Source organism: Photobacterium sp. Hal280, assembly GCF_037162255.1.
Taxonomy (GTDB): domain Bacteria; phylum Pseudomonadota; class Gammaproteobacteria; order Enterobacterales; family Vibrionaceae; genus Photobacterium.
The window spans coordinates 2,231,113-2,243,419 of the sequence record NZ_JARLUO010000005.1 but is presented as its reverse complement, the minus strand read 5'-3'; the positions used below and the strand labels follow the sequence as shown (position 1 = coordinate 2,243,419).

The following is a 12,307-nucleotide window of genomic DNA, read 5'->3' as shown; positions in this document are numbered from 1 at the left end:
AATGACCACAGGCAGCGTTTTGCTGCCTGCCTTTCTTCAATCCTGCGACGGCTTTGTGAACGGATACTGGGTTTATATCCAGTAATGATTGTCACCGATTCCTGAATTCTTTATAGTACTGAGAGTTATTTCCAGTAGTTACAGACTTCATGACCCGTCTTTATATCGCTGAAAAACCCAGCCTTGGACGTGCTATTGCAGCCGTATTACCCCGTCCGCATAAGAATCATCAAGGCTACATTGAAGTCGCCAACGGCGACATTGTCACCTGGTGTATCGGCCATTTGCTCGAGCAGGTAGAGCCGGATGCCTATGATCCGCGCTATAAGAAATGGAACCTGGATGATTTGCCTATCATCCCTGAGCAGTGGCAATTGGCTCCGAGAAAATCGGCCAAGCAGCAACTGAGTGTGGTTCGCAAGTTAGCGAAGCAGGCCGATGAAGTGATCCATGCCGGCGACCCGGACAGGGAAGGCCAGCTGCTGGTCGATGAAGTGATTGATTACGTGAAACTGGCCGCTGCAAAAAAAGCGACTATGAAACGGTTGCTGATCTCAGATCTTAACCCGGCAGCAGTCAAAAGGGCGCTTGGGCAGTTAAGGGACAACAGCGATTTTATTCCACTGTCGGTGTCAGCTCTGGCCCGCTCCCGGGCGGATTGGCTGTATGGCATGAATATGTCTCGTGCCTATACCTTGCTTGGGCAGCGGGGCGGCTATCAGGGCGTCCTGTCGGTCGGCAGGGTGCAAACACCTGTGCTTGGACTGGTGACTCGCCGGGATGACGAGATCGCCAATTTCGTGCCGGTTCCTTTCTATGATGTCTATGCACTGATCCCCTATCAGGACAATGTTATCCGTGCCCGCTGGCAGCCGAGCCAGGCCTGTGAGCCCTGGCAAGACGAGGAAGGCCGGGTACTCAATCGCAAGCTGTGTGAAAATGTCGTGGCGCGCATCAAAGGCCAGCCGGCTACGGTCTCGGATGCGGAGCGAAAAGAAACCCGCCAATCGCCGCCCTTACCGTATTCTCTGTCGGCACTGCAGATTGATACAGCGCGCCGCTTCGGTATGAGCGCGGCGGATGTACTGGCGTGCTGTCAGTCACTGTATGAGAAACACAAAGTCATTACCTATCCGCGCTCTGACTGCCGTTATCTGCCGGTTGATCACTATCGCCAGGCCAGTGAAGTGGTGAACGCCGTGTCGTCCACGGCACCGCAGATGCTGGAGGCGGTCAGGGGCGCCGATTTATCGCTACGCTCAAAAGCCTGGAATGACAGTAAAGTGGATGCGCACCATGCCATTATTCCCACCCCCAAAGCCGTGCAGCCCGGCAGCCTGAGCGATCAGGAAGCCAAGGTTTATCAGTTGATTGCCCGTCAGTATCTGATGCAGTTTTACCCGGCGGCGGTTTACGCGGAAGCCAAACTGACATTTGCTATCGCAGGCGGGGTGTTTATTGCCAGAGGCCGCCAGCTGATGCAGCCCGGCTGGAAAGTGTTGCAGGGCAAGGACGATGCCGACAAAGAGCAGGATCTGGCCGACAAAGTACCGCCCTTGGATAAAGGCACAGTGCTGACCTGCCAGGACGGAGAGATCAAAGACAGGGTGACTGAGCCACCTAAGCATTTTACCGAAGCAACTCTGCTTCAGGCGATGACGGGGATCGCCAGATTTGTGGCAGATAAATCGCTGAAGAAGATTTTGCGCGAGACGGACGGTTTAGGTACGGAGGCCACCCGGGCCGGTATTATGGAAGTCTTGTTCAAGCGCCAGCTACTCTACCGTCAGGGGAAGAATATTCATGCCTCAGATGCTGGCCGTGCACTGGTGTACGCTTTACCCGATGAAGCGACGTACCCGGATATGACGGCACATTGGGAACACCAGCTGCAGGACATGGCTGAGCGGAAATATGCCTATCAGCCGTTCATGGGAGCATTGCAACAGCAGATTGAGCAACTGATGGGAGCGATCAAGTCAGGTGGCGTCCCGCCAAGCTTGCGAACGCTTCAGGCGGTTGCGCCACCGGCCAGTAAAGGTAAAGGGAGCTATAGCCGACGGGCACGGGGCAGGCAGCATTCTGGCGCGGCGGGTCAGAAAAGTGCAGGTCAGAAGAGAGCCGCTAGTCGTCGTAAATAAAACTAGTCGTCGTAAATGAAAAAGGTATCCCGGCCCAGCGACTTGGCTTTGTATAAGGCGCTGTCGGCCTGGTTAAACAGTTGATCCGCTGTCGATTGTTTGTCCGGCACCATACAACTGATGCCAACACTCACAGTGACACTGCAGCATTCCTGGCCGTTGACCGGAATGAGCAATGAACGCACCGCTTCTAAGGTGTTCTCGGCGGCGACAATCGCAGCCTGGGCGTTTTGACCCGGCAGCAGAATCACAAATTCTTCTCCGCCATAACGGGCAAACAGCGCGCCTGCACGACGCTCGACCGAGACCAGTGTCTGGGCGATCAGGGTCAGACAACGGTCGCCAGTCGCGTGGCCATAGTTGTCATTGAATGATTTAAAGTGATCCACATCAATCATCAGCAAAGAGACGGGGAGCTGATGCCGCTGTGCCCTGCGCCACTCTAGGTGCAGGGTCTGATCAAACACCCGACGGTTCGGTACCTGCGTTAAGGGATCATGACGGGAAGTGTGTTCCAGTTGCCGGTTGAGCTGCTGCAGTTCCCGTGTTCGTTCAGTGACGCGCTTTTCTAATTCGCCATTGAGCTGGTTGAGGTTTTCTTCTGTCTGTCTGCGAACCAGGTGCTGAGAGACGATAAAGCTGAACTGCTTGAGCAGTTGCGGATGATAGTCAGCCAGCGGGCGTCCGTGAATCAGATTATCGTACGCTATCCAGCCAACGCGTTTATCCCCCTCCCACAGTGACGTGTAAGCACTCCAGCCAAACCCGATTTCTTGCAAATCATGATAAAGCGAGGTGTTTTCTTCAATGGCCAGGTAACCATGTTGTGCCTGAGGATGGTCAATGAACCAGTGAGGCGGGATAGGGGACTCAAAATAGGCTTCTTTTACCGTATTGCCTTCCGTATCTGTACCATAGGTGCCTTTCATCCGGTTATGTCCGGTCAGCAGAAAGATAGCAATACGATCAATATTCAGCACTGTCTTTCCCTGCTCGACGGCATGAAAGAGCATCTCGTCAATACTTTCTGCACGCCACAGCGCGAAAGAGATGTCGTGCAAGCCCTGCAGCATATCCAGCAGCACCGGGCCTGAGCCCGCAGGCTGCTCGGCTGCGATGCAATTTTTCAGCTCGGCACTCAGGTGGAGGATACAGGGCTGTAAATAATCAGGATCGGTCAGTGCCGAACCTGCAGGATAACGCAGTGCCAGCAAGCCAAGTGGTATACCCTGATGTTGCAGCGGGAGCCATAGCTCCGTCTTCTCCGCACTTTGCCGGTAAAAAGGCATGGGCTGACAAAGCCAGCCATCTAGCTCTTCATCACGCGGTGACCTTGGGGCATCAATTGATGGAGAGCAATGCGTGAAATGGATCCACTCAGCGTGCTTTTTGACGAACAGACGGCACGATGAAGCACGCAAGTGGCGGCACAACAGAGCAAGCAGCCCGTCAATAATCACCGGCTTTTCTTTTGCTGTCTGCCAATGTGAAAAGTATGCCTGATAGAAGGAATCCATTCCGTTCTCGCTGCTACTGACCTGAGTGGTGGTATGAAACGTTTTTCAACACATTACGATATAAAAATAATAAAAAGAGAACAGAGTGCTCACACAGGAAAATGAATAAACATATAAAGCAATTAGTTAAAATCTGGCTGCAGTCAAATTTATTATGTTTGTGTGAGTTTTGTTGCAGTGACACTCCGATGGCATTTCTTTTGCGGATGATGCTCAGAGGCGACAACGGGTTTTTTGGCGGCTTTGTTGCCAGCTCGGGGCCGGCTGGCCAGGACTGGCGATGCTCAGTAGCCAGACGGTCCTTGTGTCAATCTTGAGACAGGGCGAACTGATAAGTTTCACTATTTTTACCTTACGGGGATATTTTGACTTTATATACACCGTCAGGTGAGAACATGAAAAGACGACATGTGTTTTTATTGTGGGTATCACTTTCTCTGATTTTGTCAGCATGTGGCCAGACACGGCATGCTCAGCTCGCAGAACTGGGATTTACCCGCAATTACCTTGAAGGGTATCAGGATGGTTGTGACAGCCGAAAAGTACAGGCGACGACTTTCTATGACGGGTTTCGTCAGGATCCCGAGAGAATGAAGAAAGAGAATAAATACGCCAATGGCTGGAATGATGGCTATGAACAATGCTACGCCAGCAATATTGACTACCACTAGCGGGCTGATGGGCCATCGTTCATCATAGAACAGGGCAGCGATGAGCTGCCCTGTTGAGATGTTATTGCGCAGAGCCGGGCTGATAAAACCGCTTCAGCTCATGCATGACCTGCATCAAAGTGGAGAGTTTCGGTTTCCCGTTATCTTTCATTCTGTATTCAGCATCATACACAGTGTAGTTGCCGTATTTATCCACAATTGTCGTGCCTTCCGGCTGGACAACGACAATGTCCTGGCTGTCGCCAGCCAGGACCCAGCGACGCTTATTGCTGGTATCGAACAGACTGATACCACTGCTGTAAAACTCAGGTGCTGTTGTGGTACTGAGCAGGGTTTCCATCAGCGTCGGGACAATATCAAGGTGACTGGTTGCCCGGCTGATCTGAGCGGTCTGGCTATCTGGCCAATGGACGATCAGCGGTACTTTCAGCTGATATTGGCTGTAGTTGGATCCCGAACCCCAGGAATTGGTGCCGGTTTCATTAAATTCAGTGCCGTGGTTTGCCGTGATAATGACTACCGTATTGTCCAGCATGTCGCGCTTAATCAGGCTGTCAAAGATACCAATCAGTTGCTCATCAACATGGTAAGCCGAATTGCGATAACTGTTTTTCAGCAGTTCAGCTGGATTTGTGCCTGCATCTTCACCGGGCTGAGTGTCTTTCAGCGAGGGTGAAAACGTCGCTGCAACGGCATGATCAGAATCTTCGTAATCCTGGACTGATACCAGCTCCAGATAACCAAACCAGGGTTTGCCAGCGGTTTGTTTGCTCAGCCAGCTTTGCATATTGGCAATGGCTTGCTGATCGTTATCTGTCTCCGGATTCAGGGCTGCGGCTAAAGCAATCTGATCTTTGGTAAAGATAGCCTGCGGATAGATGACATCGGCAAAGCCTGAACCGCTGAACAAACCAAACCGATACCCGCGTTTGGTGAGGGTATCGAGTAAAACCGGTGGGCTGTGTTCAGCCCGGATACTGGTATTGTATGCGCCAGGCAGACCATAAAATAAACCGAACGTACCCAGAGTACTGTCGTTTCCTGTGCTGTAATGCTCAGTAAAGTTCAGATTCTGCTGCGCATAGGCCGCCAGATACGGCATGGTTTCAGGGGTGACCATATCACTGCGTAGGCCATCTATCATGATCACCAACAGGTTCTGGCCGGTCCCTTTATCGCTGAACGACAGGGGTTTGAGCGGATAACGGATATTCTCGCTGTTTTCAACACCTTGCTTTTCCTGCAGCCGGGTGTATTCCTGCCGGTCTAGCAGGCCATGACGTTCCATAAAGGATTTGGCTGTCATTGGATAAGACAGCGGAAAATTGGATCGCTGTGCCGTGACAGGCCGGTAAAGATTGGCATCTGCCCAAATGTAGAGCAGGTGGCTGGCGAGGAAACATAGTCCAAACACAGAAGCAATCGGCACGCCGACATGCTTGCGCGTGAGTTTACGAAGTTTGCGCCACAGCCATTCTGACAAAAACAGCTGGAGCAGGAATATGGCTGGCACGACAATGAACAAGTATTGCCAGCGGGCATTCAGTTCGGTCCGTTCCCCACTAAGTAACAGATCCCAGACCAGAGGGCTGAGATGGAGATCCAAGCTTTCATAAGCATGGGTATCCAGTATCAGTATAGTTTGACCTATGGTTCCAACCAGCACCGCAAACAGACGCATTAGGCGCTGAGAGGGGATGAGAAAGCTGGCTGGAAACAGGATAAGAATGTAAAAGCCAAAAACCAGAAAGCCGAAATGACCCACCCAGCTCAGGCCCATATAAAGCTGCCCCATCAGGGTTTCCGGCCACTCCGAATGGATAATGTACCGGGTACCTAACAGCATGGCTGCGATAATATTGAAAAAACTGAACCAGTGTCCCCAGCTAATCAGTTGAGACACGGTTTCTTTGTAGTTGTTTCCGCTGGAGACCATATACCTGTGTTCTTCTTCTCTCTGGTGCTGGGATTAATCTTTCTTGATTGAGGTCAGCAGAGCTTGGGCGAATTTATCAGCAATGGCTTGACGTTGTGATGCTGGAACATCGGCATTAATGATATTGGTAGCAACATTACCTACAATCATAAGCGCTAATTCAGCAGATGTATCGTGCTTTTCAAAGACATCGAACACATCATTCAGGATCTGTTCCACTTTTTCATTACTGTATTTTGATGTAATTGGCATATCAGGTCTTGTTTTATGGTGAAGAAAGCGACTTATAATACCCTACACTTTAGATTTACTGAAAAACTTTTCCATTATGAGTCTCACGCTTTCCAACGTCATCCTGCACCAATTCTCCAAAAACGAACAAGATGAGCTGTCTGTTCAGCTGAGAGAGCAGGAACTAGAACATACTGATACCACCACTGAACTGGTTGCCGAACTGCACCGGGTATACAGCAGCAAGGGTACCAAAGGTTTTGGCCGATTCTCCGAAGAGAGTGAATTCGGTTACTGGCTAAAACAGTGCCGCCAGGACGAACTGGATTTTCTGACTTTTTCCAATCAGGCCTCACAACGGTTGCAATCTGAACTGGTCAAGTATCCGTTTGCTGATGCCGGGACACTGGTGATGGCGCAATACCAGTCTCTGGCTACCGATTATCTCTTCATTGGTCTTCTGCCAACCTGCCACAGCATGAAGGTGACTGATCAACTTGATATTAGCGCCACAGACTATCTGGATGTCAGCAAAATGGAAATTGTTGCCCGGATAGACTTGTCATCCTGGGAGACTGATCCCGAATGTAATCGCTACCTGACCTTTATCAAGGGACGGGTTGGCCGCAAAGTGGCCGATTTTTTCCTGGATTTCCTGCAGGCGGAAGTCGGCCTGGATGTCAAAGTGCAGAATCAGGTGCTGATGCAGGCGGTAGAGGATTTCTGTGCTGATTCTCGTATGGATAAAGAGGAAAAGCAGCAGTACCGCAAGCAAGTCTACGATTACTGCAACGGTCAGCTGCAGTCCGGTGAAGAAGTTGCGGTGAAAGAGTTGTCGGGCGAATTACCTGCCACAGAGGCCGGTGTCGACTTCTATCAGTTTACCTCCAACCAGGGTTATGAACTGGAAGACACCTTTCCGGCAGATCGGACTGCCATGCGAAAGCTGACCAAGTTTGTCGGCTCGGGTGGCGGGCTGACGATCAACTTCGACAGCATGCTGCTGGGTGAGCGAATTTTCTACGATCCGGACACTGATACACTGACGATTAAAGGCACACCGCCGAACCTCAAAGATCAGCTTCAGCGACGCCAGAACAGCGACACCTGATACGCAGTTGATCAGACGTGCTGCTCAGATGGAAGTCTGTGCAGCACGTCTGATCTAACCTTAGTGTTTCGGACTTTTTATCCCGCTGACTCTGGCTGTATTATTCAGAGCCAGTTTGCCGGTGCCTTCCTCTTACTTCCCTCCTGATTATCTGCTTATTTCTGAACCATTGCACAACCTGAACATCAATTGTTACAGACGGATGATTGATACTTTTTGCCTGTTGATGATAAATCAGTACCCTGATAGCAATAAAGTAAACTAAAGGGAAATGAATATTCGGTTTACTGAAATGAAGAGTGTGAAAAACAGGGTTTTACTTTTTTCAGAAAAATCATGATTTATTCCCTGAAAATCTAGCATCATCGCTCTGTGCAATGACATCAAATTAGCTGAATACTCTGAAAAAGCTGGTGCACTCGTCTTGCTGCGCTGTGTTACAGCTTTGACACCAGTTAATTTTGGCATTTTGTTGCGTTGGTAGGGGCTTTGCTTTATGGTATTTAGCTATCTTCGGTTCATGGCTGTTGCAAGATTGCAGAGTGTTTCTGATGCGTAAGAGTCGTGAATGTGGTTTTCAAAAACGTGATTGAAATGGGTATGCGGCTGTCAGTGTGTCACTGATGGCCTTTATTTGACCTGTTGCATACTAAAGGTGGCTTTTCTCCAATCAGTTTAGGAGGTGCCCAATCACGTCAACATGGAGTGTAGCAAGCTATGATGAAAGTTGGTTTGATCGGTTGGCGCGGCATGGTAGGTTCTGTGCTTATGCAACGTATGGTGGAAGAAAAAGACTTTGACCATATTGAACCTGTTTTCTTTTCAACCTCGCAGGTTGGAATTCCTGCGCCTGACTTCGGTAAAGATGCAGGCGTACTTCATGATGCATTTGATATTGATGCACTGAAGAAGCTTGATGCCATTATTACCTGCCAGGGTGGCAGCTATACCGAGAAAGTGTATCCGGCGCTGCGTCAGGCAGGCTGGAAAGGTTACTGGATTGATGCGGCGTCGACGCTGCGTATGGATGATCAAACTATCATCACGCTGGATCCGGTTAACTTTGATCAAATTCAGCAGGGTATTCACTCTGGCGTGCGTTCATTCGCCGGTGGTAACTGTACTGTCAGCCTGATGCTGATGGCAGTCGGCGGACTGTTCAAGGCAGGTTTGGTTGAGTGGATGACCTCCCAGACTTATCAGGCGGCGTCAGGCGCCGGTGCTAAGAATATGCGCGAGCTGATCTCTCAGATGGGTGTCATTAACGACAACGTGACCAGCGAGCTGGCTAATCCGGCCACGTCTATTTTGGATATCGACCGTAAAGTGGCGCAAGCCATGCGTTCTGCCGACTTCCCGACATCTGAGTTCGGTGTGCCGTTGGCGGGCTCTCTGATCCCCTGGATCGATGTGAAGCGTGAAAACGGTCAGAGCAAAGAAGAATGGAAAGGCGGCGTCGAGACCAACAAGATTCTGGCAACCGGCAACAGCCCGATTGCGATTGACGGGACTTGTGTGCGTATCGGTGCGATGCGTTGTCACAGCCAGGCGCTGACGCTGAAACTGAAGAAGAACGTTCCGCTGGATGAAATCGAAGGGATTATTGCCTCGCACAATGACTGGGTGAAAGTAATCCCGAATGAGCGCGACATTACCATGCAGGAGCTGACGCCAACGAAAGTGACAGGCACGCTGTCTGTTCCTGTCGGCCGTTTGCGTAAGCTGGCCATGGGCGATGATTTCCTCAATGCTTTCACTGTGGGTGATCAGTTGTTGTGGGGGCTGCTGAGCCGCTGCGCCGTACACTGCGTATCATTCTGGCAGAGAAAGCCTGATCGTTTTCTAGTTCAGACCAGAGGTTTTTGTTCAGCGGGTAGTGGGGCTGCCTGCTGAAAAATCAACAACTGAAATGCTGACAAAAAATATAAGAAAAGGCCCGCACTGCTGTGCGGGCCTTTTGCGATCTTAACCGTCAGGTTTGAGAATTAAGCTGCCAGATTGTTAGCAACGAATTCCCAGTTAACCAATGCCCAGAAACCATTCATGTAGTCTGGACGCAGGTTGCGGTAGTCGATGTAGTAAGCGTGTTCCCACAGGTCAACTGTCAGCAGAGGCGTAACACCTGCTTCAGTCAGTGGCGTATCTGCGTTAGAGGTGTTCACGATGTCCAGAGAACCATCTGCTTTTTTCACCAGCCAGGTCCATGATGAACCAAAGTTGTTGATTGCTGAGTCAGTGAATTTTGCTTTGAATGCGTCAAAAGAACCAAACGCTTGAACAATAGCATCCGCCACTGCGCCAGTTGGCTCACCGCCGCCATTTGGGCTCAGGCAGTGCCAGTAGAAAGTGTGGTTCCAGATCTGAGCTGCGTTGTTGAAAACACCGCCAGTCGAGGTCTTGATGATCTCTTCCAGAGATTTGTCTGCGTACTCAGTACCTTCGATCAGGCCGTTCAGTTTCACAACATAAGTGTTGTGGTGCTTACCGTGGTGGTATTCCAGCGTTTCTTGAGAAATGTGTGGCTCAAGTGCATTTTTCTCGTACGGTAGAGCAGGTAGTTCGAATGCCATTACTCGATTCTCCATATTGATTGTGTGGGCAGACCCACGACATTGCTTCCGTTAGCAGGCTAAGCCTGCGTCACTTCAAACTGTGTTTGTTATTGTATACAAGCGATAGGCTTGCGTGTTTGCAAATCATTTTAGCAAGTTTTTTCTTTATTAAAAGTAGTCTGAATGAAAAAGGTCGCTGCAAGCAGAAGATGGTCAGCAAGCGTTCAGACAAGTATAAGTCTTAACCTTACTTTCATTAGGCGTTTTTTTCCTTGCCGTGACAAAGTAGAATGTGGGTATCACACTTACTATAAAGCTAACGTTGTTAGAGGAAGCTATGGAAACCATCGACAAAATCAAACAGCAGATCGAAGAAAACCCAATTCTGCTGTACATGAAAGGATCACCAAAACTGCCGAGCTGCGGTTTCTCTTCACAGGCTTCTCAGGCGCTGATGGCTTGTGGTGAAAAGTTTGCTTACGTTGATATCCTGCAAAACCCGGATATCCGTGCTGAGCTGCCAATTTATGCGCAATGGCCAACGTTCCCACAGCTGTGGATTGAAGGTGAGCTGGTTGGTGGTTGTGACATCATTCTGGAAATGTTCCAGAAAGGTGAACTGCAGCCGTTAATCAAAGAAGCCGCCGCGCGTCGCGACAGTGCTGAAGCCGCAGAATAATCTCTGAACGCTTGTACTGATAAAAAAAGACCCCGCACTGCGGGGTCTTTTTGTTTCTGCTCAACAAGAAGCGGCTTACAGCATCATGGAAGCCAGCCAGCCAAAGGCAATCAGTGGCAGGTTGTAGTGAATAAAGGTCGGGACAACCGTATCCCATACGTGCTCATGCTGACCGTCAGCATTCAGACCGGCTGTCGGGCCCAGGGTCGAATCCGAGGCCGGCGATCCGGCATCGCCCAGCGCTGCAGCGGTACCGACCAGCGCCACAGTTGCCAGCGGCGAGAAACCAAAACTCAGGCACAAGGGCACATAGATAGTTGCCAGAATCGGAATGGTTGAGAAGGATGACCCGATCCCCATGGTGACCAGCAGGCCAACCACCAGCATCAGCAGGGCAGCCAGTGCTTTGTTGTCGCCGATCGTATCAGACAGCGAGCTGACCAGGGTTTCCACCCCGCCAGTGGCTTTCATAACGGCTGCAAAACCGGCGGCTGCAATCATGATGAACCCTATCATCGCCATCATGTGCACGCCTTTGGTGAACACGTCATGGGTATCTTTCCACTTGATCACACCGGCCAGGGTAAACACCATGAAGCCAGCCAGACCCCCAATGATCATCGAGCCACTGTACAGCTGAACGCCCAGTGCAGCCGCGATAGCAACCATCGCAACATAAACATGCTGCATGTTGATTTCAGCGTGCTCCGGCTCGCTGGCCAGAATCTGTGCTTCAGAATATTCCCGGGGTTTGCGGTAGCTGACAAAGGTGGCCAGCAGCAGGCCGAACAGCATACCGGCCGCCGGCAGAATCATGGCATAAGGCACTTGGCTGGCCGCCACATCCAGGCCATTGTCATGCAGGTTTTTCAGCAGAATGTTATTGAGGAAAATACCGCCAAAGCCTACTGGCAGCACCATGTAAGGTGTGACCAGGCCAAAGGTCAGAACGCAGGCAATCAGGCGGCGATCCAGTTTCAGTTTGGCGAACACATGCAGCAAAGGGGGATCACAATCGGGATGAAAGCAATGTGCACCGGAATCGCATTCTGCGATGAAATAGACAGCAGCAGTAAAATGGTCAGCACTGAGTACTTCACGCCGGTCGCCGCAGCCGCATTATGGTGGCCGCTGATGCGTTTGATGACTTTCTGTGCCAGTACATCCGTAATCCCTGAGCGGGAAATGGCCACCGCGAATGTGCCCAGCATGGCATAGCTCAAAGCTGTGGTGGCGCCGCCGCCCAGCCCGCCTTCAAAGGCAGAGATGGTATCGGTGAGGGAGAGCCCTCCGACTAGGCCGCCGAGGATGGCACTGAAGGTCAGCGCGACCACGACGTTGACTCGCATCAGCGCCAGGACCAGCATGACGCAGACGGAAATAACGACAGGATTCATAAAACGACTTTCCATTGATAGTTATGTGATTGCATCACTGAATAATCATGCTATTCAGCAGCAATATGCAGG

The 12,307-nt window shown here is 50.7% G+C and carries 8 protein-coding genes and 2 pseudogenes; 5 read left to right on the top strand and 5 right to left on the bottom strand.

What is annotated here, in order from left to right; genetic code table 11:
* Nucleotides 1-149 precede the first annotated feature (149 nt).
* A complete protein-coding gene (locus tag P4S53_RS19660) occupies nt 150-2,141 on the top strand; it encodes a DNA topoisomerase III (RefSeq protein ID WP_337114015.1) in 1,992 nt (663 codons plus the stop codon).
* Nucleotides 2,142-2,143: 2 nt separating this feature from the next.
* Here the strand turns inward: P4S53_RS19660 and P4S53_RS19655 are convergent, their stop codons facing one another.
* Entirely contained in the window at nt 2,144-3,658 is a 1,515-nt protein-coding gene (locus P4S53_RS19655; RefSeq protein ID WP_337114014.1) for a GGDEF domain-containing protein, read from the bottom strand.
* Nucleotides 3,659-4,053: 395 nt separating this feature from the next.
* Between P4S53_RS19655 and P4S53_RS19650 the strand changes: the two genes are divergently transcribed.
* Entirely contained in the window at nt 4,054-4,329 is a 276-nt protein-coding gene (locus P4S53_RS19650) for a hypothetical protein (RefSeq protein ID WP_337114013.1), read from the top strand.
* A 61-nt stretch (nt 4,330-4,390) separates the two neighbouring features.
* Here the strand turns inward: P4S53_RS19650 and P4S53_RS19645 are convergent, their stop codons facing one another.
* Nucleotides 4,391-6,265 (bottom strand): DUF3413 domain-containing protein, encoded by a 1,875-nt coding sequence (locus P4S53_RS19645; RefSeq protein WP_337114012.1) that lies wholly within the window; start codon nt 6,263-6,265, stop codon nt 4,391-4,393.
* A gap of 33 nt (nt 6,266-6,298) precedes the next feature.
* On the bottom strand, nt 6,299-6,517 hold the full coding sequence (locus tag P4S53_RS19640; protein WP_027252814.1) for a YejL family protein: 219 nt from the start codon (nt 6,515-6,517) through the stop codon (nt 6,299-6,301).
* Between the two features lie 76 nt (nt 6,518-6,593).
* Between P4S53_RS19640 and yejK the strand changes: the two genes are divergently transcribed.
* Entirely contained in the window at nt 6,594-7,607 is a 1,014-nt protein-coding gene (gene yejK / locus P4S53_RS19635) for a nucleoid-associated protein YejK (RefSeq protein WP_337114011.1), read from the top strand.
* A 720-nt stretch (nt 7,608-8,327) separates the two neighbouring features.
* Nucleotides 8,328-9,442 (top strand): annotated as a pseudogene (gene asd, locus P4S53_RS19630) (aspartate-semialdehyde dehydrogenase).
* Nucleotides 9,443-9,592: 150 nt separating this feature from the next.
* Here the strand turns inward: asd and sodB are convergent.
* Nucleotides 9,593-10,177 (bottom strand): superoxide dismutase [Fe], encoded by a 585-nt coding sequence (sodB, locus tag P4S53_RS19625; protein ID WP_337114010.1) that lies wholly within the window; start codon nt 10,175-10,177, stop codon nt 9,593-9,595.
* Between the two features lie 319 nt (nt 10,178-10,496).
* Between sodB and P4S53_RS19620 the strand changes: the two genes are divergently transcribed.
* Nucleotides 10,497-10,838, top strand: coding sequence for a Grx4 family monothiol glutaredoxin (locus tag P4S53_RS19620; RefSeq protein WP_027252810.1), 342 nt, complete (start codon nt 10,497-10,499; stop codon nt 10,836-10,838).
* Nucleotides 10,839-10,913: 75 nt separating this feature from the next.
* On the opposite strand, the pseudogene P4S53_RS19615 reads toward P4S53_RS19620, so the two are convergent.
* A pseudogene (locus tag P4S53_RS19615) lies at nt 10,914-12,235 on the bottom strand (Na+/H+ antiporter family protein).
* Nucleotides 12,236-12,307 lie beyond the last annotated feature (72 nt).

What these genes read in the sequence shown, in the direction of transcription:
- yejK (WP_337114011.1), top strand. Translation starts at nt 6,594, where the DNA reads ATGAGTCTCACGCTTTCCAACGTCATCCTGCACCAATTCTCCAAAAAC.
- P4S53_RS19660 (WP_337114015.1), top strand. Translation starts at nt 150, where the DNA reads ATGACCCGTCTTTATATCGCTGAAAAACCCAGCCTTGGACGTGCTATT.
- P4S53_RS19655 (WP_337114014.1), bottom strand. Translation starts at nt 3,658, where the DNA reads ATGGATTCCTTCTATCAGGCATACTTTTCACATTGGCAGACAGCAAAA.
- P4S53_RS19650 (WP_337114013.1), top strand. Translation starts at nt 4,054, where the DNA reads ATGAAAAGACGACATGTGTTTTTATTGTGGGTATCACTTTCTCTGATT.
- P4S53_RS19640 (WP_027252814.1), bottom strand. Translation starts at nt 6,517, where the DNA reads ATGCCAATTACATCAAAATACAGTAATGAAAAAGTGGAACAGATCCTG.
- P4S53_RS19620 (WP_027252810.1), top strand. Translation starts at nt 10,497, where the DNA reads ATGGAAACCATCGACAAAATCAAACAGCAGATCGAAGAAAACCCAATT.
- P4S53_RS19645 (WP_337114012.1), bottom strand. Translation starts at nt 6,265, where the DNA reads ATGGTCTCCAGCGGAAACAACTACAAAGAAACCGTGTCTCAACTGATT.
- sodB (WP_337114010.1), bottom strand. Translation starts at nt 10,177, where the DNA reads ATGGCATTCGAACTACCTGCTCTACCGTACGAGAAAAATGCACTTGAG.